Origin of the sequence: Pseudomonas sp. HLMP (assembly GCF_046365545.1) — a bacterium.
Taxonomy (GTDB): Bacteria; Pseudomonadota; Gammaproteobacteria; order Pseudomonadales; family Pseudomonadaceae; genus Aquipseudomonas; species Aquipseudomonas guariconensis_B.
Map to the genome: position 1 here is coordinate 3,781,776 of NZ_JBDLLR010000001.1, position 22,789 is coordinate 3,804,564.

The following is a 22,789-nucleotide window of genomic DNA, read 5'->3' on the forward strand; positions in this document are numbered from 1 at the left end:
CCGGCGATCGCGCCGGGCTTTTTCTTGGCTGACACCCTTCAAGGCCTGCTGCATTCTGTACGGAGATAAACCATCCCCGTACAATGCGGGGTCATTTCAACGTCTTAGGCAATCGACACGGCTCACCATGCGCACCAGTCAATATTTGCTCGCCACCCAGAAAGAAACCCCCGCCGACGCGGTGGTCATCAGCCATCAGCTCATGCTGCGTGCCGGCATGATCCGCAAGCTGGCCTCGGGCCTGTACACCTGGCTGCCGATGGGCCTGCGGGTGATGCGCAAGGTCGAGGCCGTGGTACGCGAAGAGATGAACGCCGCCGGCGCTCTGGAAGTGCTGATGCCGAGCATCCAGCCCGCCGAGCTATGGCAGGAATCCGGCCGCTGGGAACAGTACGGCCCGGAGCTGCTGCGCCTGAAGGACCGCCATGACCGCGACTTCTGCGTAGGCCCGACCCACGAAGAGGTGATCACCGACCTGGCGCGCAACGAGCTGTCCAGCTACAAGCAACTGCCGCTCAACCTGTACCAGATCCAGACCAAGTTCCGTGACGAGATCCGTCCGCGCTTCGGCCTGATGCGCGGCCGCGAGTTCATCATGAAGGACGCCTACTCCTTCCATGCCGACCAGGCTTCCCTGCAGGAAACCTACGACCGCATGCACCAGGCGTACACCAACATCTTCACCCGCCTGGGCCTGGACTTCCGCCCGGTGCAGGCCGACACCGGCTCCATCGGCGGCAGCTACTCCCATGAGTTCCATGTCCTGGCCGAGTCCGGCGAAGACGATGTGATCTTCAGCGACAGCTCCGACTACGCGGCCAACATCGAGAAGGCCGAGGCCATCCCGCGCGAAACCGTGCGCCCGGCCCCCACCGAGGAGCTGCGCCTGGTCGACACGCCGGACGCCAAGACCATCGCCCAACTGGTCGAGAACTACGGCCTGCCGATCGAGAAGACCGTCAAGACCCTGATCGTGCGCGGTGCCGAGGAAGGCAAGCTGGTCGCCCTGATCGTGCGCGGCGATCACGAACTGAACGAGATCAAGGCCGCCAAGCTCGAGCAGGTCGCCGACCCACTGGTGATGGCTACCGACGCCGAGCTGCGTGCCGCCATCGGTGCCGGCGCAGGCTCCCTGGGCCCGCTGAACCTGCCGCTGGAGTGCATCATCGACCGCTCGGTCGCCCTGATGAGCGACTTCGGCATCGGCGCCAACATCGACGACAAGCACTACTTCGGCGTCAACTGGGAACGCGACCTGCCGGTCCCGCAGGTCGCCGACCTGCGCAACGTGGTCGAAGGCGACCCGAGCCCGGACGGCCAGGGCACCCTGGTGATCAAGCGCGGCATCGAAGTCGGCCACATCTTCCAGCTCGGCACCAAGTACAGCGAAGCGCTCAAGTGCCAGGTACTGGGCGAGAGCGGCAAGCCGGTCACCCTGTCCATGGGCTGCTACGGTATCGGCGTATCCCGCGTGGTCGCCGCGGCCATCGAGCAAAGCCATGACGACAAGGGCATCATCTGGAACGACGCCCTGGCGCCCTTCCACATCGCCCTGGTACCGCTGCGCTACGAGACCGAAGCCGTGCGCGAGGCCACCGACAAGCTGTACGCCGAGCTGACCGCTGCCGGTTACGAGGTACTGCTGGACGACCGCGACAAGAAGACCAGCCCCGGCATCAAGTTCGCCGACATGGAACTGATCGGCATCCCGCACCGCATCGTGGTCAGCGACCGCGGCCTGGCCGACGGCAACCTGGAGTACAAGCATCGCACCGAGCAGGATGCCCAGCCCGTACCGCTCGCCGAGGTGCTGACCTTCCTGCAAGCCCGCGTCCGTCGCTGATAGCCAATGCCCGAGTGAACATGTCCAAGCGAAGTACCTTTACCCTGGGGGGCGCCGCACTCTGCGGCGCCCTGCTCGTCAGCGGCTGCGCCAACCAGATGTCCCAGCGCAGCGAACATGAGGAGCGCGTCGAGCGCAAGTTGCTCGAACACACGCTGCAGATCGACGTCGGCGAGCCGAAGGTGATGGCGCTTCCCCAGCGGCGCGTGCGGGTTCACGAGCAGAAGCGCTTCGAGGTCACCGAGTTCGAGGTCACCCGTCGCTACGACCGCTACACGCCCTACCAGCCCTGGCGGGAAATCTACGAGATCCCCCTGGGCGCGGTGGCCGTGGTCGCCGGGGTCGGTGCCAACGTGGTCAACGTGTTCACCCTGGGCAACCTGCCACACAGCGTCACCCACGACTGGCTCGACTACGGCGTGGCCGGGCTCAACCCTTTCATGAACGTACAGTCCAACGGCCGTGCCCAGCAGAACCTGGCCGGCATCAGCGAAGTACAGAAAGGCAAGCGCGAGGAGTACACCAGCCTGCCGTGGAGCGAGCGACTGGTCGAGGTCAAGGCCGGCAAGCTGACCCATGAGCTGACCACTGACCGCAACGGCGTCTTGCGCCTGAATCTGCTCGACAGCCCGTTCTCCGAACAGAACCTCAGCCATATCGGCACCCTGCACCTGCAGGTCGTCGACGAGGACAACGGCGTGCGCGGCGATGCCAGCCTGCTGGTCAGCGGTAACCTGCGCAGCAAGCTGCTGGAAGCCCATGACCTGATCTTCGATGACCTGGAGGACGACGATGTCGGCCAATGGGTCCACCGGGTCAAGCGCCTGTCGGAGCTGGGCCTGGAAGAGGAAGCCAGCGAGCTGGAACAGAGCCTGATCGAGCTGACCCGCAACGATCCGGAGCTGCAGCAGGAATTTCTGCATACGCTGACCAAGGACACCGGGCGACTGGTGGCCGATCCAGGCGTGCATTAAATCTGCTGGGCCTTGTTGGGCTGCTTTGCAGCCCCAGGATCACAAAGCCAGAAGATGAGCGCACTACTACAGAAGCTGAGGCGGAAAAAGCTCCAACTGCTCATGGGTACCCCGCAAGTCGCGCAGCCGCACCCCCACCCCCAGCAACCGCACCGGTTTGCCGCCCCGGGCAAAGGCCTGGCTGAGCAACTGTCGGTAGCTCTCCAGGTCACGCCCTGCCCCTGCCTGCTCCAATGTGGTCTGGCTGAAGTCGTGGAACTTGACCTTGACGAAGGGCTTTTCCGGCTTGTAGCTGCTGTCCATGCGCGCGACCCGCTCGTTCAGGCTGTCCAGCAACCGGGGTAGTTTCTCCAGGCAACTCGACAGGTCCGGCAGATCCGTATCGTAGGTATTTTCCACACTGACCGACTGACGCCGGCTGTCGTTCTGCACGAGCCGCTCGTCGATGCCCCGTGCCAGGCCCCACAGACGCTCGCCGAAACTGCCGAACTCACGCACCAGGGTCAGGCGCGGCCATTCGCGCAGCGTCAGGCAGGTGTCGATGCCAAGGCGCGCCAGCTTGTCTGCCGTGACCTTGCCCACGCCATGCAGCCTGGCGACCGGCAAGGCGGCGACAAAATCCTCCACCTGCGCCGGCGTGATGACGAACAACCCATCGGGTTTGCGCCAGTCGCTGGCGATCTTGGCCAGGAACTTGTTCGGCGCCACGCCGGCCGAGACGGTGATGTGCAACTGCTGCGCGACGCGCCGGCGTATGTCTTGGGCGATCCGCGTGGCACTGCCGGCGAACCACTGGCTGTCGCTGACATCCAGGTAGGCCTCGTCCAGCGACAATGGCTCTATCAACTCGGTGTAGTCACGGAAGATCGCCTGGATTTCGCGGGACGCTTCGCGGTAGGCCTCGAAGCGCGGCTTGACGATCAACAAATCGGGGCACAGCTTGAGCGCATGCCGGGACGACATGGCCGATCGCACCCCATAGGCCCTCGCCTCATAGTTGCAAGTGGCAATCACCCCACGCTGCTCCGGCGCCCCGCCGACCGCCATCGGGCGGCCAGCCAAACGCGGGTCGTCACGCATCTCGATGGCGGCATAGAAGCAATCGCAGTCGATATGGATGATCTTGCGCAAGGACATGGATGGCCGTCAGCACTGTAAATTCATACAGATATTACTCCACTGGATGGAGACAGGACAGCCCACGGACAGGGTCAACGGGAAAACCACCGACAAACGCCATACAAGCCCCGCCATTACTGAGCCGCAGCCCATATGGAAGCGCTAAGGGATTGAACGAAAAAGGATTTTTTCCATAAATCGCTTGACACAGAGAAGGATATCCGTAGAATTCATTTCAACAGGCGCGGGATGGAGCAGCCTGGTAGCTCGTCGGGCTCATAACCCGAAGGTCGTCGGTTCAAATCCGGCTCCCGCAACCAGATTCAGAAAAAGGCCACTGTCGATACAGTGGCCTTTTTCATTGCCTGCGGAAAATTCCAACGAAAAATCAACGATTAACGCTTGACAGCCGTTCGGAAAACCGTAGAATGCGCAACCACTGACGCGGGATGGAGCAGCCTGGTAGCTCGTCGGGCTCATAACCCGAAGGTCGTCGGTTCAAATCCGGCTCCCGCAACCATATTCGTCAGAACAAACCCCGCCTGTTTACAACAGTGCGGGGTTTGTTGCTTTTACACCTCCAGCTATCCCCCCTGCCCGCCCTCTTCCACTACCCGGCCCGCTTGACTGGATGAACTATCTTTAACCGTGCCGAGCGGCTGAAAGCGACTTCACCCGGAGTAACATTCGGATACGTTTTCCGAAGAGACTTTCACTTGGCCGCACCTCTCCCCTACCTCGCGCGGCACGCCCGAGGTTATCCATGACCGCCCACCCTTCCGAGTCCCGGGCACCGCTAGACGAAGAGCCGCCCCGAGCGCAACCACTGCCCTGGCGGGAGCGACTGATGCGCTATCGCCAGCCCCTCGGCCTGGCCCTGACCCTGCTGCTGTTCGCCCTGGCCCTGGTCGCCTGCCGGCACTTGCTGAGCGAACTGGACCTCTACGCATTGCGCGATGCCGTGCTCAGCGTCCCGCCCCCCTCCTTGCTCGGCGCCCTGCTGGCCGCGATAGTCGGGTTCGTGATCCTGCTCGGCTACGAATGGTCGGCCAGCCGCTACGCCGGGGTACGACTGCCCGGTCGCACCCTGGCACTGGGCGGGTTCAGCGCCTTCGCCATCGGCAACGCCATTGGCCTGTCGATGCTCTCCGGCGGTTCGGTGCGCTATCGCCTGTATGCCCGCCATGGTCTCGGGGCTGTCGAAGTCGCCCGCATGACGGCGTTCGCCAGCCTGTCGCTCGGCTGTGCCCTGCCACCGTTGGCGGCACTGGCCAGCCTCGGCGACCTGCCGGCTGCGGCCAATGCCCTGCACATACCGCCTGTACTGCTGGCCAGCCTCTCCCTGGCGGTGCTGGCGCTCAGCGCCGCGCTGGTGATCGGCCTGTACCGTCGGCGCCTGGACGAACAGCCCCTGGCCGACACTCTGCGGGTACGACTCGGCCGGCGCACCCTGCGCCTGCCGGGCGCTCGGCTGGCGGCCCTGCAATTGCTGATCACCGCCCTGGACGTCATCGCCGCCGCCACCGTGCTCTACCTGCTGCTGCCCGAAACGCCGCCCTTCGCGGTCTTCGTCCTGGTCTACCTGCTGGCGCTGGCGGCTGGGGTGCTCAGCCACGTGCCAGGCGGTGTGGGGGTGTTCGAGGCCATTCTCCTGGCTGCCTTCGCCAACCCGCTGGGTGCCGCGCCGCTGGCTGCAGCCCTGCTGCTGTACCGCCTGATCTACGTGGTCCTGCCATTGCTGCTGGCCTGCGTGCTGCTGCTGGCCAACGAGGCCCGGCGCCTGCGAGCCGCGCGCCAGGCGATCAGGGCGGCCTCGGGGCTGGCCGCGCCAGTGCTGGCGATCCTGGTGTTCCTTTCCGGGGTGGTCCTGCTGTTCTCGGGGGCCACCCCGGAAATCGACACCCGTCTGGAGCACATGGGCTTCCTGGTACCCCATCGGCTGATCGACGCCTCGCACTTCGGCGCCAGCCTGATTGGCGTGCTGTGCCTGCTGCTGGCCCAGGGGCTGCGGCGACGCCTGTCCGCCGCCTGGCTGCTGACCACGGTCTTGCTGCTGATGGGCGCGCTGTTGTCGCTGCTCAAGGGTTTCGATTGGGAAGAGGCCGGCATCCTGACGTTCACGGCGGCCCTGCTGGCGATGTTCCGTCGCGCCTTCTACCGCCCCAGCCGCCTGCTGGAGCCGCCATACTCGCCGGTGTACCTGATGGCCAGCACCTGCGTGGTCGGCGCCTCGGTCTGGCTGCTGCTGTTCGCCTACCAGGATGTGCCCTACCGTCACGAACTGTGGTGGCAATTCACCCTGGACGCCGACGCCCCTCGCGGCCTGCGCGCGGCCATGGGCAGTGCCGTGCTATTGGTGATCGTCGCCCTGACCTGGCTGCTGCGTACCGCAAGGCCGGTGATCCACCTGCCGGACGCAGCAGAGCTGCAGCGCGCCAAGCGCATCCTGCTGGCCTCGGATCAGCCCGACGGCGGCCTGGCACTCAGCGGCGACAAGGCGCTGCTGTTCCACCCCAGCGACAGCGCCTTCCTCATGTATGCCCGGCGCGGCCGCAGCCTGGTCGCCCTGTACGACCCGATCGGCCCCGCCCAAGAACGCGCCGAGATGATCTGGCAGTTCCGCGACCTGTGCGACCTGCACCATGCCCGCCCGGTGTTCTACCAGGTGCGCGCGCAGAACCTGCCGTTCTACATGGACATCGGCCTGACCGCCCTCAAGCTCGGCGAGGAGGCCCAGGTCGACCTGCGGCGCTTCGACCTGGAGGCCAAGGGCAAGGAGATGAAAGACCTGCGCTACACCTGGAACCGTGGCACTCGCGACGGCCTGGCCCTGGAGATCCACGCGCCCGGCCAGGCCCCGCTGGACGAGTTGCAGCAGATCTCGGACGCCTGGCTGGAGGGTAAGCACGTGCGCGAGAAAGGCTTCTCCCTGGGCCGTTTCAGCCCCGCGTACCTGCAGCATTTCCGCATCGCCCTGGTGCGTTTCCAGGGCCGCCCGGTGGCCTTCGCCAACCTGCTGGAAACCCACGGTAACGCACTGGCCAGCCTGGACCTGATGCGTGCCCACCCGCAAGCGCCCAAGCTGACCATGGAGTTCATGATGATCGGCCTGATCCTGCACTACAAACGCCACGGCCATGCCCGCTTCAGCCTGGGGATGGTCCCGCTTGCCGGGCTGCAGCCCCGGCGTGGCGCGCCCCTGACCCAGCGCCTGGGCTCGATGGTGTTCCAACGCGGCGAGCAGCTCTACAACTTCCAGGGCCTGCGACGCTTCAAGGACAAGTTCCAGCCCGACTGGGAACCCCGCTACATGGCCGTGCCGGCCGGGCTCGACCCGCTGGTGGCATTGGCCGACACCGCTGCCCTGATCGCAGGCGGCCTGACTGGACTGGTGAAACGCTGATGACCCGACGCTACTGGCTGTACGTATTGATTCCCCTGCTCCTGGCCCTGCTGGCAGGCACCATGGTCTTCTGGCTCTGGGCCCGACCGACGCCAGCGGCGCATCTGCAACACCTGGCCCTGGCCGACGGCAGCAGCCTGCTGCGCGCCACCCCAGGCGTACAGGCCAAGGCCCGGGTCGCCATTGGCGTGCCCCAGGGCCAGGCCCTGAGCGACAAGCAACTGCTGGACCTGAGCCAGGCCGGTGCAGCCCAGCTGGTCCAGGTGACCCTGCCGCCGGCCGACTGCACCAGACAACGACAGGCACTCGAGCAGGCCATCGCGCAGCTGTCGGGCAAGCCGACGCTGGTTGCCGGCATCGGGCCGGGCGCCGCCCAGGCCTGGCGCTGGCTGGCCGGCCAGGCCGACGACACGGCACGCGCCATCTCCGTGGATTTCAGCATGGACCAGCCCGGCTGCCAGGCGCTGCCGAAATCCGCCGCCCATGGCCACTGGCAGGTGGCCTGGAACGACAACCCGGACGACGCCAGCGCCGCCTTCGTCCGCAGCCAGGCCAACGCCGAAACCAGCATCAGCGACTACGACATTCACCTGCCCGAGGTGCTCAGGGCCCAACTGGCCCAGGCCCTGGTCGGTCGTGACGGCAACGTCCCGAACCTGCCAGTGGTGGAGGTCCCGGCCGGCCAGGCCAGCGACACCGTCACCCTGTTCCTCTCCGGCGATGGCGGCTGGCGTGACCTGGACCGCGATGTGGCTGGCGAGATGGCCAAGCTCGGCTACCCGGTGGTCGGCATCGACACCCTACGCTACTACTGGCAGCACAAGACCCCGGAGCAGAGTGCCGCCGACCTGTCCGCGCTGATGCAGCACTACCGACAGAAATGGGGCACCAAACGCTTCGAGCTCACCGGCTATTCCTTCGGTGCCGACGTGCTGCCAGCGATCTACAACCGCCTCCCGGCGCAAGACCAGCAGCGCATCGACGCGGTGATCCTGCTGGCGTTCGCCCGCAGCGGCAGTTTCGAGATCGAGGTCGAGGGCTGGCTGGGCAAGGAGGGCCAGGAAGCGCCGACCGGGCCGGAGATGGCCAGGTTGCCGGCAGCGAAGGTGGTGTGCGTCTATGGCGTGGAAGAAGCCCACGAGAGCGGCTGCACCGACAAGACCGCCGTCGGTGAGCGCCTGGAGCTGCCCGGTGGCCATCACTTCGACGAGAACTACCCGGCGCTGGCCAAGCGCCTGATCGGCGCGATCGATGCGCGCCAGGGCAAGACCAGCATGGCCGCGCAGCCGTGAAGGCATGGGTGTATGCCCGTCAGGTAAGCGGCCCCAAGTGATCGGTTCGGCCCCGGCAGCGCTTGCCCCCGAAGGGGTAGCGAAGCACGACGCAGCGTTCGTCGCTTTTGTGCTGGTCAAGCGACCTTGCGCTCGCTAGAATTGCGCACTTTTTGATCAGAGGCGCCACAAGCGTCCATCAGGACCGCCCCCGTCACCGGCTGGGCGGCCTGCATTCAATACCGAGGTTAGCCATGTCCACCACTCCCGCCACTCCCAAGGTAGGATTCGTTTCCCTGGGCTGTCCGAAGGCCCTGGTCGATTCCGAACGCATCCTGACCCAGCTGCGCATGGAAGGCTATGAAGTCGTGCCCACCTACGAGGATGCCGACGTGGTGGTGGTCAACACCTGCGGCTTCATCGACAGCGCCAAGGCCGAGTCTCTCGAAGTGATCGGCGAGGCGATCAAGGAAAACGGCAAGGTCATCGTCACCGGCTGCATGGGCGTCGAGGAAGGCAACATCCGCGAAGTGCACCCCAGCGTGCTGTCGGTGAGCGGCCCGCAGCAGTACGAACAGGTGGTCAGTGCCGTCCATGAAGTGGTACCTCCACGCCAGGACCACAACCCGCTGATCGACCTGGTACCGCCCCAGGGCGTCAAGCTGACCCCGCGTCACTACGCCTACCTGAAGATCTCCGAAGGCTGCAACCACAGCTGCAGCTTCTGCATCATTCCGTCCATGCGCGGCAAGCTGGTCAGCCGCCCGGTCGGCGAAGTGCTGAGCGAGGCCGAACGCCTGGTCAAGGCCGGGGTCAAGGAGATCCTGGTGATCTCCCAGGACACCAGCGCCTATGGCGTCGACGTCAAGTACAAGACCGATTTCTGGAACGGCCGCCCGGTCAAGACCCGCATGCTCGAGCTGTGCGAGGCCTTGAGCAGCCTCGGCGCCTGGGTGCGCCTGCACTACGTCTACCCGTACCCGAACGTCGATGACGTGATCCCGCTGATGGCCGCCGGCAAGATCCTGCCGTACCTGGACATCCCCTTCCAGCACGCCAGCCCCAAGGTGCTCAAGGCCATGAAACGCCCGGCCTTCGAGGACCGCACCCTGGCCCGCATCAAGAAATGGCGCGAGCAGTGCCCGGAACTGGTGATCCGCTCGACCTTCATCGTCGGCTTCCCCGGTGAGACCGAGGAAGACTTCCAGTACCTGCTCGACTGGCTGACCGAAGCCCAGCTCGACCGCGTCGGCTGCTTCCAGTACTCGCCGGTCGAAGGGGCCCCGGCCAATGACCTGGGCCTGGAGGAAGTGCCGGACGCCATCAAGCAGGAACGCTGGGATCGCTTCATGGCGCACCAGCAGGCCATCAGCGCCGCGCGCCTGCAACTGCGCATCGGCAAGGAAATCGAGGTGCTGATCGACGAGGTCGAAGAGCAGGGCTCGGTCGGGCGTAGCTTCTTCGATGCCCCGGAAATCGACGGCAGCGTGTTCATCGATGGCAACCACGGTTTCAAGCCGGGGGACAAGGTGCGTTGCCGGGTGGTCGATGCCGACGAGTACGACATGTGGGCAGAGCCGGTCTGAAGCCAGATGTCAGGGCTGCCTTGCAGCCCATCGCGCCCCGTCCACTGGCGGGGCATTTTTTTGCATCTATGTTGTGAGGGAGACGGCCCGTTCGCGGGTACCGGAACGTCCCCCATGGAGGATCACGACATGCCGCCGGCACTGACGCTGCGAACCCCACACCTGAGCGACTACCCGGAGCTGGTCCGGGTCTGGGAGGCGTCGGTGCGCGCTACCCACGACTTCCTTCCCGAGTCCTACATCCTGTTGCTGCGCGAGCACGTGCTGCGCCAGTACCTCGATGCGGTGATGCTGATCTGCTGCAAGGACGGCAACGGACATATCCTTGGTTTCGCCGGTGTGGCCAACGGCCGGGTGGACATGCTCTTCGTCGCTCCCGAGCACCGCGGGCAGGGAGTCGGCAAGCGTCTGCTGCGCTATGCCATCGACGAGTTGAATGCCGAGCGCCTGGACGTCAACGAGCAGAACCCCCAGGCACTGGGCTTCTACCTGCACGAAGGCTTCGAAGTGACCGGACGCTCGGCCACCGACGGCTTGGGCCAACCCTATCCCCTGCTTCACATGAGGCTTATTCGTACAAACTCCTAGGGCTTGTTCCGAAGAGACAGTGCGCTTTCTCCGAAATGGCGCAGATTCCCAGCCCCAAGGTCGCCCGGGCGGGTACAATGGCAGCCTTTCCCTGCCCTCTTGCGAATCGTCTCCATGTCCGAACCCGTGCGCCTGTCCAAACGCCTCATCGAGCAGCTCGGCTGCTCCCGCCGCGAGGCCGAGTTGTACATCGAAGGCGGCTGGGTCACGGTCGACGGCGTAGTGATCGAGCAGCCCCAGTTCAAGGTCCTGTCTCAGCGGGTCGAACTGCTACCGGGCGCCCGTGCCGAGCCCCTGGCCCCGGTCACCCTGCTGCTCAACCAGCCCGCCGGGCTGGATGCCGAAGCAGGTCGGGCCAGCCTGGGCATGGCCACCCTCAGCGCGTCCCATGGCCAGCCGGTGCGGCCGCTGCATGGCCATTTCACCCGGCTGTCCTGCGTCGCCCCCTTGCAGACCGGCGCCAGCGGCCTGCAGCTGTACACCCATGACTGGCGGGTAACGCGCAAGATCGACGCCGACTTGCATCGGCTGGAACAGGAATACATCGTCCAGGTCGACGGCGAGGCCTCCACCGAGGCCTTGCAACGCCTGGCCCGCGGCATCACCCGGGGCGGCCGTGAGCTACCACGGGCCAAGGCCAGCTGGCAGAACGAAAACCACCTGCGCCTGGTCCTGAAGAACCCCTTGCCCGGGCAGGTCGACGCGCTCTGCACCAGCCTCGGCCTGACCGTGCTGGGCATGCGCCGCATCCGCCTCGGCGGAGTATCCATGGGCAAGCTGCCCCTGGGCCAGTGGCGCTACCTGGCCGTCAACGAACGTTTCTAACGGACCACAGGCAATACCGCCACGCCAGCTCCGGCGTGGCACCTGAACAGGATCACCCAGCATGAACCACAACGATGTCCTGCGCAGCCTGCGCTACATGCTCAAGGTCAGCGATGCCCAGATGGCCGAGATCATCGGGCTGACCGGCCTCGAAGTCTCCGCCGAGACGGTCGCCAGCTACCTGAAGAAAGAAGAGGAGCCCGGCTACGTGCGTTGCCCCGAGCGGGTCATGGCGCATTTTCTCGATGGCCTGGTGATCCACCGCCGCGGTCGTGACGACAGCCGCCCTCCTCAGCCGATCGAGGTGCCGGTGAGCAACAACACCATCCTCAAGAAGCTGCGGGTGGCCTTCGAGCTCAAGGAAGAAGACCTGCACGCAGTGCTCAAGGCGGCCAACTTCCCCGTGTCCAAGCCCGAGCTCAGCGCCCTGTTCCGCAAGGTCGGCCATGACAACTACCGCCCTTGCGGCGACCAGTTGCTGCGCAATTTCCTCAAGGGCCTGACCCTGCGCGTGCGTGGCTGAACGACCATGCAGCATACGGTTTCGCCGGTCGGTATCGTGCGCTCCTGCTTCAAGGAGAAGTTCGCCATCCCCCGCCAGCCTCGCCTGGCGCCAGCGGCACGCGGCGTACTGGAACTGTTGCCGCCGTTCGACCAGGGCGATGCGGTGGCGGGGCTGGAACAGGTGAGCCATATCTGGCTGCTGTTCCTGTTCCACCAGGCACTGGAAGACAAGCCCCGCCTGAAAGTGCGCCCGCCCCGCCTGGGTGGCAACAAGAGCATGGGGGTGTTCGCCACCCGCGCCACCCACAGGCCCAACGGCATCGGCCAGTCGGTAGTGCGCCTGGAGGGCGTCGAGCCCGGGCGCCTGCTGCTTTCGGGGATCGACCTGCTCGATGGCACGCCGGTGCTGGACATCAAGCCCTATGTACCCTATGCCGACAGCATCGCCGAGGCCAGCAACCAGATGGCCGACGACGCGCCAGAAGCGATCGGCGTGATCTGGAGCGACAGCGCCCTACCCCAGGCCAAGGCGCATGCCTTGCGCCTTGGCGAGCCGCTGGTGGAGTTGATCGAGCAATGCCTGAGCCAGGATCCGCGGCCGGCCTACCAGGTGCCGCCGGTGGAGCGGGTGTATGGGGTGAAGTTCTGGGATGTACAGGTGCGCTGGCACTACCCGCGGCCTGGGCAGATCCGTGTGCTGGAAGTGGTGCAGGATCGCTGAGTTTTTCGGCGCCAGCGGCGACCCAAAGGCAGAATAAAAAAACGCAGGCCAAAACCAAGGCCTGCGTTTTTTTGCATTCGCCTTACTTCTCGACGAAGGCACGCTCGATCAGGTAGTCACCCGGCTCGCGCATGCGCGGGGAGATCTTCAGGCCGAAGCTGTCGAGGACCTCGCTGGTCTCATCGAGCATGCTCGGGCTGCCGCAGATCATCGCACGGTCGTCCTGCGGATTGATCGGAGGCAGGCCGATGTCGCTGAACAGCTTGCCGCTGCGCATCAGGTCGGTCAGGCGGCCCTGGTTCTCGAACGGCTCACGGGTCACGGTCGGGTAGTAGATCAGCTTGTCGCGCACCGCGTCGCCGAAGAACTCGTTCTGCGGCAAGTGCTCGGTGATGAACTCACGGTAGGCCACCTCGTTGACGTAGCGCACGCCGTGGACCAGGATCACCTTTTCGAAACGCTCGTAGGTTTCCGGGTCCTGGATCACGCTCATGAACGGTGCCAGGCCGGTACCGGTGCTCAGCAGGTACAGGTGCTTGCCCGGGTTCAGGTCGTCGAGGACCAGGGTACCGGTGGGCTTCTTGCTGATGATGATCTCGTCGCCTTCCTTCAGGTGCTGCAGCTGGGAGGTCAGCGGGCCATCCGGCACCTTGATGCTGAAGAACTCCAGGTGCTCTTCCCAGTTCGGCGAAGCGATGGAATAGGCGCGCATGAGCGGACGGCCATTGGGCTGTTGCAGGCCGATCATCACGAACTGACCGTTCTCAAAGCGCAGGCCCGGATCGCGGGTGCACTTGAAGCTGAACAGGGTGTCGTTCCAGTGATGCACACTGAGGACACGTTCGTGGTTCATGTTGCTCATCTAAGGGGCTCCTGAAGAAAGACGCAGCGCGGACCAAGCGCGCAGTTGCGCGATAGTTTAGGGGCAGCGACAATATCTGTTAAATGAATTATCAAGATATGTCTTATCGGTTATATAGATATGCGATTCACCCTACGCCAGCTCCAGGTCTTCGTTGCCGTGGCCCAGCACCAGAGCGTGTCGCGAGCGGCCAGCGTGCTGGCGTTGTCGCAATCGGCCGCTAGCACCTCGATCACCGAACTGGAGCGCCAATCCAGTTGCCAGCTGTTCGATCGCGCCGGCAAGCGGCTGAGCCTCAACGCCCTGGGCCATCAATTGCTGCCCCAGGCCGTCGCCCTGCTCGACCAGGCCAAGGAAATCGAAGACCTGCTCAATGGCAAGTCAGGCTTCGGCTCGCTCTCGGTCGGCGCCACCCTGACCATCGGCAACTACCTGGCCACCCTGCTGATCGGCAGTTTCATGCAGGGCCACCCGGAGAGCCAGGTCAAGCTCCATGTGCAGAACACCGCACATATCGTGCAACAAGTCGCGCACTACGAAATTGACCTGGGTCTGATCGAGGGCGATTGCAACCACCCGGACCTTGAAGTGCAGCCCTGGGTAGAAGATGAGCTGGTGGTGTTCTGCGCGCCCCAGCATCCCCTGGCCAAGGTCGGCCGGGCAGACGTCGAGACGCTCTCCCATGAGGCGTGGATCCTCCGCGAACAGGGCTCCGGCACGCGCCTGACCTTCGACCAGGCCATGCGCCACCACCGCGCCAACCTCGACATCCGCCTGGAGCTGGAGCACACCGAGGCGATCAAGCGCGCCGTGGAGTCAGGCCTGGGCATCGGCTGCATCTCGCGCCTGGCGCTGCGCGACGCCTTCCGCCGCGGCAGCCTGGTGGCGGTGGAAACCCCCGAGCTGGACCTGGCGCGACAGTTCTACTTCATCTGGCACAAGCAGAAGTACCAGACCTCGGCCATGCGCGAATTCCTCGACCTGTGCCGCAGTTTCACGGCGGGGGTCAGGCGCAGCGACGAGATCGTCCTGCCGCCCATCGCCTGATCACAACAGGATCACGCCCCAGACCAACGCCACCATGCCCAAGGCCACCAGTTGCGCGGCGCTGCCCATGTCTTTGGCATTCTTGGACAGCGGGTGGCGATCCAGGGAAATGCGGTCGATGGCGGCCTCGACCGCCGAATTGAGCAGCTCGACGATCAGCCCCAGCAAGCAGACGGCAATGAGGATCGCCCGCTCCGCGCGGCTGACCGGCAACCAGAAGGCCAGCGGGATCAACAGCACGTTGAGCAGCACCAGTTGCCGGAAGGCGGCCTCGCCCTTGAAGGCGGCACGCAGGCCGTCCAGCGAATAGCCGGCAGCGTTGAGGATACGTTTGAGGCCGGTCTGGCCCTTGAATGGCGACATGGAGAGTCACTTCACCGGTAAAAGGCCAGCAGACTAGTCCAGCCCAGGTCAAAAAAGCGTGAATACACGGGGACTTAGCCGCCTGAGACCGACTCGAGCTGCTGGAGCAGCAACGCTGCCTGGGTCCGGGTGCGTACACCCAGCTTGCGGAAGATAGCGGTCACGTGGGCCTTGATGGTTGCCTCCGAGACATTCAGTTCGTAGGCGATCTGCTTGTTCAGCAGCCCCTCGCAGACCATGGTCAGGACCCTGAACTGCTGCGGCGTCAGGCTCGCCAGGCCTTCACTGGCCGCCTTGGCCTCGGCCGACACGTCGACCTTGTCGAAAGCCTGCGGCGGCCACCAGACGTCGCCGTCGAGGACCTTCTTCACCGCGTCCTGGATCACCTCTAGGTTGCTCGACTTGGGAATGAAGCCACTGGCGCCGAACTCGCGGGACTTGACCACCACGGCCGCCTCTTCCTGGGCCGAGACCATCACCACCGGAATCTGCGGGTACTGCCCGCGCAGCAGGACCAGGCCGGAGAAGCCATAGGCGCCAGGCATGTTCAGGTCCAGCAGGACCAGGTCCCAATCGGCCTTCTCGTTCAGGCGGACTTCCAGCTCGGCGATGCTCGCCACCTCGACCAGGCGTACATCCGCCCCCAAGCCGAGGGTAACGGCCTGGCGCAGGGCGCTGCGAAACAGTGGGTGGTCATCGGCAATCAGGATTTCGTATGTGGCCATCGATCTATGGATCCTGTTCTGTGCCAGGCGCAGGAAGGGATAAAAAGCAGTGCCTGGCGGGCAACTCAAGGCGCGAACGGCAGGGCCGCCGGCCGTGACGGCGCGGCGAAGTCCTGGGTAACGGCATCTTCGTCATGCCCGAATCGGCGCCAAGGATGCCGAGCACGGTCCGGGCGGTCAAGCCAATTGCCCGGTCGCCCCCGCCCCCAGGCTGTCAGCCCCGACAGTATGAACCAATCCGCCCCGCCTGCCCCTTGGACTATAGGAAGGTATGCAAACGCTGGTGGATGTCGTCCTGCAGGTCGAGCGGCAGGTGCCGCTTGGCGCTGAGGTAGTGCAGGCTGAACACGTCCAGATAGGCATCCAGCGCCTGGGCGGCGTGCTGGTCGCCCGCCAGTTCCAGGCACATCGCCGCCACTTCGGCGGTGCAGAAATGGTCGTCGCGCTTGGAGCGGCGCAGGCGGTAGCGGGACATCTGCTCGGCCTGCAGGCTCAATACCGGGAAACGGTCCAGGTACGGACTCTTGCGAAACATCTTGCGCGCTTCGGTCCAAGTGGCGTCGAGCAGGATGAACAGCGGCCGCTTGCCCGGCTCGCACTGTACATCGCCCACTACCCGCTGCGGGGCGACGAACTCGCCCGGGAAGACAATATAGGGCTGCCACTGGGGCTGCTCGAGCAGCGCCAGCAAGCGTTGGTCGACCTCGGTGCGCTGCCAGCCGAACGCCGAGGTGTCCTCGACCAGGTCGGCGATCAGCCAGCCGGTATTGGTCGGCTTGAGCGGCTCGGTGTCGTGCATCAGCAGGCACACGCCCGAGTTGGCCTGCACCCTGGGCTTCAAGGCACACAGGCAGTGACTGGCGATGACCCGGCAATCCGGGCAGCGGACCGCACGCGAGCCGCGGGCGATGAAGGGTTTGTTGCTGCGGGCCAGGCGTTCGGCGCGCAAGCGCGCTACCGCATGGCTCATGCTTGCAAGCCTCTGGACAGGGAAGGAATGGACACTGCGACGACTCGGCGGGAAACAAAGCGCCAGTCTACCAGAGGCCGAGCCATTTGCCGTGCAGAGCGGCAATCCGGTCCCTTATAATCGCCACCTGGCACAGATGCGCCGTCATGGAACGCAGCCCGCCGGCGCAGGTCAAAGTGCCAGTTATCGAACCAGGAGAGATTCATGCCGCGCCTTATCATCCCGACACTGAGCCTGCTGCTCGCCCTGCCCTTGGCGGCCCAGGCGGCTTCCAAGCAGGAATACGAGCTGAACCAGATGCTGGAGAAGGTTGCCAAGGAAAGCAGTGTCGGCACACCGCGCGCGATCAACGAAGACATCCTCGACCAGGGTTACACCGTCGAGAAGGGCAAGGCGTTGATCAACCACCTGAGCGTGCGCGAAAGCCATGCTGCGCAGATGCGCGCCAATCCGGAGCAGGTGCGCAGCCAGCTGGGTGACAGCGTGTGCCGTAACACGGGGTTCCGCCAGTTGATGTCCAAGGGGGCGGTGATGGTCTACCGCTTCACCGTCTACAAGACCAACCAGCCGGTCATGGACCAGGCCTTCGATGCCGCCAGCTGCGTGGCCGGCAACAAGAGGAAGTAACTCAGGCGATCCGACCGTTGTCATTGGCGCGCCGCTGTTCTTCATCGGCGCGCAGCTCGGCCAGCAGGGCCTGGAGGTAGCGTGAATGTCGCTCTGCTCCTTCCAGCCTGCGCCGGCATTCGGCCTCCAGGCTCAGGTGATTGGCCCGGGCCGCATTCTCCAGCAGCTGGTACAGCCGCCCGTCCACCTCGATGACCAGCCGACGCATACTGCCACCTCCTGCATCGAGACCTTTTCGCACTCCCAGTTAACCAAAGCCCCACGGTAGTTGGATCCCTTCCGACCAGTGGTCAGGGCGACGCAGGTGCCGAAGGTAAGCGCCGTGGTGTCGTGCACACCTTCCCCGGCACGATCAGGTGCCAGGGTCTAGATTGATAGCGAATACCCGTACATTTTCCGGCGTGCGAGGAGACGTCGAGGACGCGGTATGCTGGCCCTGGGACAACGACAACATGATGGACTTCCTACCACTGCACCATGGCCTTGAAGGCCTACTGCAATGCTCGGGATGCACACTCGAGCCACAGCAGCCGGCGACACACGCAGTGTCGCGATCGGAGCACGCCATCGGCCCGGTCAAGAGGTGTTGCTGCAGAAGGAGACGTTGAATGCCTTACCAACCGAACGAACTCTTGTTCAACCATTTCAGGGACAACGGCATCGACCTGAGCAAGATCGAGGAGCAATTGCAACTGGTCGCGCCGAACAGCCCCAACCTGCCGCTTTACCGCGACATGATGCTGACCATCCTGCGCATGGCCCACGACGACAGCAATCGCTGGAACGCCAAGATCACCCTGCAAGCCCTGCGCGAACTGGACCATTCCTTCCGTACCCTGGAGCGCTACAAAGGCCGGCGCAAGGTCACCGTGTTCGGCTCGGCCCGTACGCCCCTGGAACATCCGATGTACGCCTTGGCACGGGAGCTGGGCGCAACCCTGGCACGTTCCGACCTGATGGTCATCACCGGTGCCGGCGGCGGCATCATGGCGGCGGCCCACGAAGGCGCGGGCACAGAACACAGCCTGGGCTTCAACATCACCCTGCCGTTCGAGCAGCATGCCAATGCCACTGTCGACGGTACCGACAAGCTGCTGCCCTTCCATTTCTTCTTCATCCGCAAGCTGTTCTTCGTCAAGGAAGCCGATGCCCTGGTGCTCTGCCCAGGCGGCTTCGGCACCCTGGACGAGGCGCTGGAGGTGCTGACCCTGATCCAGACCGGCAAGAGTCCTCTGGTACCGGTGGTACTGCTGGATTCGCCGGGCGGCACCTTCTGGCGCGATGCACTGGATTTCATCAGCCGCCAGTTGGAAGAGAACCGCTACATCCTGCCCAGCGACCTGAAGCTGCTGCGCCTGGTGCACAGCGCCGACGAAGCGGTGGAGGAAATCAACCAATTCTACAGCAACTACCACTCCAGCCGCTGGCTGAAGAACCAGTTCGTGATCCGCATGCACCATCCGCTCAGCGAGGCTGCACTCTACGATATCCAGGAAGGCTTCGCCGACCTGCGCCTGAGCGGCAAATACCACCAGCAGCCTGACAGTGGGATCGAACACGAGGTGGGTAATTTCAGCCACCTGACGCGGCTGACCTTCGCCTTCAATGGCCGCGACCAGGGGCGCCTGCGTGAGCTGGTGGACTTCATCAATGTTCCGGAAAACTGGGCCAAACCCCAGCCAATGCATACGACCCAGCGCGCCAGGGAGGCCTTGAAAGTCAGTTGAGCCAGCAGGCTAATCGTCGAAACCTCGGCCGCTGAGCAGGCGGCCGATCATCTCCATGGAAAAGCCACGGTAGGCGAGGAATCGGGTCTGCTGGGCCCGGCTGCGGGGATCATGGGGACGCTGCCCGGCGAACTTGCGCTGCCAGACATCCTGCAACCGGGCTGCCCAGTCCACCCCACTTTCACGCAGGGCCTGGTCGATATCGCCACGGTTCAGGCCACGCTGGCCAAGTTCCTCGCGAATACGCGCGGGGCCATAGCCGGCATTGGAACGATGGGAAATGAAGCTCTCGAGGTAGCGGGCTTCACTGAGCAGCCCTTCTTCGGCAAGCCGATCGAGCGCCTGCTCGATCAGCTCATCCGGTGCGCCACGCTGACGCAACTTGCGTGTCAGCTCGACGCGACCATGCTCGCGACGAGCGAGTAGGTCCATGGCGGTCCGCCGGACGGCGACGGGGGTGTCGAGTACGGCGGACATAGGGCCAATCAATAACCGGCGTCGGCGTCAGCCATGTCGTCGGCATCGGCTTCGGCAGCAGCGGCCTTGCCAGCAGCGGCGACGGCACCGGCGTTGAGCAGCTTCTCGCGGATCTGCTTCTCGATCTCGGCGGCGATGGCCGGATTCTCTTGCAGGTACTTGGCAGCGTTGGCCTTGCCCTGGCCGATCTTATTGCCCTGGTAGCTGTACCAGGCACCGGATTTTTCCACCAGGCCCTGGGACACGCCCAAGTCGATGATCTCGCCGTTGCGGTAGATGCCCTTGCCATAGAGGATCTGGAACTCGGCCTGACGGAACGGAGGCGAGACCTTGTTCTTGACGATCTTGACGCGGGTTTCGCTGCCCACCACTTCGTCGCCTTCCTTGACCGCACCGGTACGGCGGATGTCCAGGCGCACCGAGGCATAGAACTTCAGGGCGTTACCGCCGGTGGTGGTTTCCGGGCTACCGAACATCACGCCGATCTTCATGCGGATCTGGTTGATGAAGATGACCAGGCAGTTGGCGTTCTTGATGTTACCGGTGATCTTGCGCAGCGCCTGGGACATCAGGCGGGCCTGCAGGCCCACGTGCATGTCGCCCATCTCGCCTTCGATCTCGGCCTTGGGTACCAGGGCCGCCACGGAGTCGACGATGATCACGTCCACGGCGTTGGAACGCACCAGCATGTCGGTGATTTCCAGGGCCTGCTCGCCGGTGTCCGGCTGAGATACCAGCAGGTCGTCGACATTGACGCCCAACTTGCCGGCGTACTCGGGGTCGAGGGCGTGTTCGGCGTCGACGAAGGCGCAAGTGGCGCCGTGCTTCTGGGCTTCGGCGATGACCGACAGGGTCAGGGTGGTTTTACCCGAGGATTCCGGACCGTAGATCTCGACGATACGGCCTTTCGGCAGACCGCCAATGCCCAGGGCGATGTCCAGGCCCAGGGAACCGGTGGAGATGGCCGGGATGGCCTGGCGCTCGTGGTCGCCCATGCGCATGACCGCGCCCTTGCCGAATTGGCGTTCGATCTGACCCAGGGCCGCAGCCAAGGCGCGCTTCTTGTTGTCGTCCATTGAAATCCTCACGTGATCGACTGGCCCTGATCGGCCGGAATAACTGTATAAGTAGCCAGTATTATTCCACAGCGGTGCGTTCGAGCAAACCCCCAGTCGACAATTACTCCGCGCCAAGCTGTAACAAGCCGTCTAACGCGGCGATCACCGTCTGTCGGCGTACCGCTTCGCGGTCGCCATCGAAGTGCCGGCGCTCGCTGGTCACGTGCTCACCATCGGCCCAGGCCAGCCACACGGTACCCACCGGCTTTGCCGGCGAGCCGCCGTCGGGCCCGGCCACACCACTGACCGCCACGGCGAAGCGCGCCCCACTGGCGGCCTGGGCGCCGCGGACCATGGCTTCGACCACTTCCTGGCTGACCGCCCCGACCTGGGCGAACAGCGCCTCGGGTACGCCCAACTGGCGGGTCTTCTGGGCATTGGAATAGGTCACGTAGCCGGCCTCGAACCAGGCCGAACTGCCGGGAATACGGGTGATCGCCTCGGCGATGCCGCCGCCGGTGCAGGATTCGGCGGTGCTCACCTGGGCATTGAAGCGCCGCAGGTGTTCGCCCAGACGGGTGGAGAGAACGGTGATCGGGTCCATGGCGGGCTCCTTGAAGACTGCGCATTACCCTACCACCCTGGCCTCCCCAGGCAAGGGTTCGCCCCTCAGTGGGTAGCGGACGATCTCGCGCAAGCGTCACCTGCCGGCTCCATGGCCTTCCCTCTATGGTTCGTCAGCCTGGGACGCCTCACGCAACCCCAGCCGCCTGGCCACCCAGCGCTCGTAGAACCCAATGACTACATCGGCTCCCGACATGGCGGTCATGCAGCCGAAGGCGCAGGCGGTCCAGGTCGACACGCCGCTGGCGTAGAGCAACATCACCGCCGAAACCCCGCACACCATGCAAGCTCCAGAGCGCAACGCCAACCGCCGCACCAGCGACCAGCCGCGCGCACCGGCCTTGTCGGCTCGCCACATCTCGCCGCAAAGACCACCCACCACCGCCAGGACGATTACCAGCCAGAGCGGGAGCTCCAGCAACACCTGCTGCTCGTTCGCCACTGTCCTGCCTCCTTTGCAAGGCCCATCGGCATTGCCCACGGGCCGGTTGTGTTTCGAACTCGGCGTAACGACGCCTGGCCTGTAGCCGAGGCAATTCCCCCAGCGGTCGAGCCCCATGTAACAACCGATGTCAGCTGATGCGAAACAAATCTATGCATTAACGCATATACAGTCAATGCATTTCATCATATTTACAGGCGCGATATCGGCCCCCCTGGAGACGAAAAACCCGCCGAGGCGGGTTTTCAGGAAGTGGGAGGGAGTCAGCGGGCGTACATGCCCCACCAGAATACATGGCCGAGCAGGCTGATCTGCTCCTCCTGCATCTGCTGGAAACTGTAGTCCTCATCGGGGTGTTCGTCGCGGTTGAAGCTGCGCAGGCGGATGCCCGTTGGCAGGCGATAGACCTGCTTCACGCGCAACTGGCCGTTGTGGTTGATGGCATAGAGGTCGCCATCGATGATGTCGCCGATCGCGCACCTGCCGGTGTTGACCCCCACCGTGGCGCCATCACGCAACACCGGCAGCATGCTGTTGCCCCGCACCGTCACGCACTTGGCCTGGTCGAACTGCACGCCGTTGTGGCGCAGGCTGCGCTTGCCGAAGCGCAAGCGGGCCTTCTCGCTTTCCTCGATGACGAATCTCCCTGACCCTGCTGCCAACTCGACCTCACGAAGAAAAGGAACGGACACCTCGTCATCCTCGACAGGGGTCTCGTCGTCCCACAGGCGAATGTCGCTCAATTGCGCATGGCCATGGATCGGCAGCGCTGGCGCACGGGGCTCGCCCAGTTCGGCACGACCACGCAACTGATCGGTGCTCACGCCGAAGTAGCTGGCGATCTTCGACACATGCCTGTCGGACGGATCGACGATCTTCTCGCTGAGGATGCGCGACAAGGTGGATTGAGGGACGCCCGTGCGCCGGTGCAGCTCCGTCGGTGACAGGCCGTGGCGGTCGAGCAGTGCTCTGAGTACGGTGGCTACGTTGCGTTTTTGCATACCATGCATGATGGATGCGCTGCCGGGCAAAT

23 protein-coding genes and 2 tRNA genes are annotated in these 22,789 nt (G+C 64.5%); 14 read left to right on the forward strand and 11 right to left on the reverse strand.

Translation table 11 applies throughout. From position 1 onward, the window contains the following. Window positions 1-127 precede the first annotated feature (127 nt). Together ABFA30_RS17390 and ABFA30_RS17395 are read left to right on the forward strand one after the other, a co-directional pair. The gene (locus ABFA30_RS17390; RefSeq protein WP_225787384.1) at window positions 128-1,843 is read left to right on the forward strand and encodes a proline--tRNA ligase; all 1,716 of its coding nucleotides are present in this window, start codon (window positions 128-130) and stop codon (window positions 1,841-1,843) included. A 20-nt stretch (window positions 1,844-1,863) separates the two neighbouring features. Continuing rightward, window positions 1,864-2,817: a hypothetical protein gene (locus ABFA30_RS17395; protein WP_225787383.1), complete on the forward strand. Its 954-nt coding sequence runs from the start codon at window positions 1,864-1,866 to the stop codon at window positions 2,815-2,817. A gap of 66 nt (window positions 2,818-2,883) precedes the next feature. Here the strand turns inward: ABFA30_RS17395 and dinB are convergent, their stop codons facing one another. Next, the gene (gene dinB / locus ABFA30_RS17400; protein ID WP_225787468.1) at window positions 2,884-3,948 is read right to left on the reverse strand and encodes a DNA polymerase IV; all 1,065 of its coding nucleotides are present in this window, start codon (window positions 3,946-3,948) and stop codon (window positions 2,884-2,886) included. Between the two features lie 231 nt (window positions 3,949-4,179). Between dinB and ABFA30_RS17405 the strand changes: the two genes are divergently transcribed. The 9 genes from ABFA30_RS17405 to tsaA all read left to right on the forward strand — a co-directional run bounded on the left by ABFA30_RS17405 (window position 4,180) and on the right by tsaA (window position 12,834). Continuing rightward, window positions 4,180-4,256, forward strand: a tRNA-Met gene (locus tag ABFA30_RS17405). 123 nt (window positions 4,257-4,379) lie between these two features. Beyond that, window positions 4,380-4,456 (forward strand) — tRNA-Met (locus ABFA30_RS17410). Between the two features lie 243 nt (window positions 4,457-4,699). Then, window positions 4,700-7,339 carry a bifunctional lysylphosphatidylglycerol flippase/synthetase MprF gene (gene mprF, locus ABFA30_RS17415; RefSeq protein WP_410045718.1) on the forward strand — a complete coding sequence of 880 codons (2,640 nt, stop codon included), beginning with the start codon at window positions 4,700-4,702 and terminating at the stop codon, window positions 7,337-7,339. Continuing rightward, window positions 7,339-8,631: a virulence factor family protein gene (locus ABFA30_RS17420; RefSeq protein WP_253167802.1), complete on the forward strand. Its 1,293-nt coding sequence runs from the start codon at window positions 7,339-7,341 to the stop codon at window positions 8,629-8,631. Before mprF ends, ABFA30_RS17420 begins: the two co-directional genes overlap by 1 nt. Window positions 8,632-8,864: 233 nt before the next feature. Next, window positions 8,865-10,196, forward strand: a complete 1,332-nt coding sequence (gene rimO, locus ABFA30_RS17425) for a 30S ribosomal protein S12 methylthiotransferase RimO (RefSeq protein ID WP_225787381.1) — start codon at window positions 8,865-8,867, stop codon at window positions 10,194-10,196. A 129-nt stretch (window positions 10,197-10,325) separates the two neighbouring features. Next, window positions 10,326-10,784, forward strand: a complete 459-nt coding sequence (locus ABFA30_RS17430) for a GNAT family N-acetyltransferase (protein WP_225787466.1) — start codon at window positions 10,326-10,328, stop codon at window positions 10,782-10,784. 114 nt (window positions 10,785-10,898) lie between these two features. Next, window positions 10,899-11,609 carry an rRNA pseudouridine synthase gene (locus ABFA30_RS17435; RefSeq protein WP_410045719.1) on the forward strand — a complete coding sequence of 237 codons (711 nt, stop codon included), beginning with the start codon at window positions 10,899-10,901 and terminating at the stop codon, window positions 11,607-11,609. Between the two features lie 61 nt (window positions 11,610-11,670). Then, complete coding sequence (locus ABFA30_RS17440) at window positions 11,671-12,132, forward strand: DUF1456 family protein (protein ID WP_225787379.1); 462 nt, start codon at window positions 11,671-11,673, stop codon at window positions 12,130-12,132. 6 nt (window positions 12,133-12,138) lie between these two features. Beyond that, window positions 12,139-12,834, forward strand: a complete 696-nt coding sequence (gene tsaA, locus ABFA30_RS17445) for a tRNA (N6-threonylcarbamoyladenosine(37)-N6)-methyltransferase TrmO (RefSeq protein WP_225787378.1) — start codon at window positions 12,139-12,141, stop codon at window positions 12,832-12,834. An 82-nt stretch (window positions 12,835-12,916) separates the two neighbouring features. On the opposite strand, the gene fpr is transcribed toward tsaA, so the two are convergent. Beyond that, on the reverse strand, window positions 12,917-13,696 hold the full coding sequence (gene fpr / locus ABFA30_RS17450; RefSeq protein WP_225787377.1) for a ferredoxin-NADP reductase: 780 nt from the start codon (window positions 13,694-13,696) through the stop codon (window positions 12,917-12,919). Between the two features lie 120 nt (window positions 13,697-13,816). On the opposite strand from fpr, the gene finR reads away from it, so the two are divergent. Further along, window positions 13,817-14,743, forward strand: a complete 927-nt coding sequence (gene finR / locus ABFA30_RS17455; protein ID WP_225787376.1) for a LysR family transcriptional regulator FinR — start codon at window positions 13,817-13,819, stop codon at window positions 14,741-14,743. On the opposite strand, the gene ABFA30_RS17460 is transcribed toward finR, so the two are convergent. From ABFA30_RS17460 to ABFA30_RS17470, 3 genes are all read right to left on the reverse strand, one after another. After that, window positions 14,744-15,106: a diacylglycerol kinase gene (locus ABFA30_RS17460; protein ID WP_225787375.1), complete on the reverse strand. Its 363-nt coding sequence runs from the start codon at window positions 15,104-15,106 to the stop codon at window positions 14,744-14,746. A 74-nt stretch (window positions 15,107-15,180) separates the two neighbouring features. Further along, window positions 15,181-15,831, reverse strand: a complete 651-nt coding sequence (gene erdR, locus ABFA30_RS17465; RefSeq protein WP_225787374.1) for a response regulator transcription factor ErdR — start codon at window positions 15,829-15,831, stop codon at window positions 15,181-15,183. 259 nt (window positions 15,832-16,090) lie between these two features. Beyond that, a complete protein-coding gene (locus tag ABFA30_RS17470; RefSeq protein WP_225787373.1) occupies window positions 16,091-16,801 on the reverse strand; it encodes a tRNA-uridine aminocarboxypropyltransferase in 711 nt (236 codons plus the stop codon). Between the two features lie 204 nt (window positions 16,802-17,005). Between ABFA30_RS17470 and ABFA30_RS17475 the strand changes: the two genes are divergently transcribed. Beyond that, window positions 17,006-17,428, forward strand: coding sequence for a quorum-sensing-regulated virulence factor family protein (locus ABFA30_RS17475; protein ID WP_225787372.1), 423 nt, complete (start codon window positions 17,006-17,008; stop codon window positions 17,426-17,428). A gap of 1 nt (window position 17,429) precedes the next feature. On the opposite strand, the gene ABFA30_RS17480 is transcribed toward ABFA30_RS17475, so the two are convergent. Then, entirely contained in the window at window positions 17,430-17,636 is a 207-nt protein-coding gene (locus ABFA30_RS17480) for a hypothetical protein (RefSeq protein ID WP_225787371.1), read from the reverse strand. Between the two features lie 400 nt (window positions 17,637-18,036). On the opposite strand from ABFA30_RS17480, the gene ABFA30_RS17485 reads away from it, so the two are divergent. Continuing rightward, a complete protein-coding gene (locus ABFA30_RS17485) occupies window positions 18,037-19,155 on the forward strand; it encodes an LOG family protein (protein WP_225787370.1) in 1,119 nt (372 codons plus the stop codon). Between the two features lie 9 nt (window positions 19,156-19,164). On the opposite strand, the gene recX is transcribed toward ABFA30_RS17485, so the two are convergent. From recX to ABFA30_RS17510, 5 genes are all read right to left on the reverse strand, one after another. Further along, a complete protein-coding gene (gene recX, locus ABFA30_RS17490) occupies window positions 19,165-19,632 on the reverse strand; it encodes a recombination regulator RecX (protein WP_225787369.1) in 468 nt (155 codons plus the stop codon). Window positions 19,633-19,640: 8 nt separating this feature from the next. Continuing rightward, window positions 19,641-20,708, reverse strand: coding sequence for a recombinase RecA (gene recA, locus ABFA30_RS17495; RefSeq protein WP_225787368.1), 1,068 nt, complete (start codon window positions 20,706-20,708; stop codon window positions 19,641-19,643). A 103-nt stretch (window positions 20,709-20,811) separates the two neighbouring features. Beyond that, window positions 20,812-21,294, reverse strand: coding sequence for a CinA family protein (locus tag ABFA30_RS17500; protein ID WP_225787367.1), 483 nt, complete (start codon window positions 21,292-21,294; stop codon window positions 20,812-20,814). A gap of 123 nt (window positions 21,295-21,417) precedes the next feature. Next, on the reverse strand, window positions 21,418-21,756 hold the full coding sequence (locus tag ABFA30_RS17505) for a phage holin family protein (protein WP_225787366.1): 339 nt from the start codon (window positions 21,754-21,756) through the stop codon (window positions 21,418-21,420). Between the two features lie 263 nt (window positions 21,757-22,019). Further along, window positions 22,020-22,766: a helix-turn-helix transcriptional regulator gene (locus ABFA30_RS17510; protein ID WP_225787365.1), complete on the reverse strand. Its 747-nt coding sequence runs from the start codon at window positions 22,764-22,766 to the stop codon at window positions 22,020-22,022. Between the last annotated feature and the right edge of the window lie 23 nt (window positions 22,767-22,789).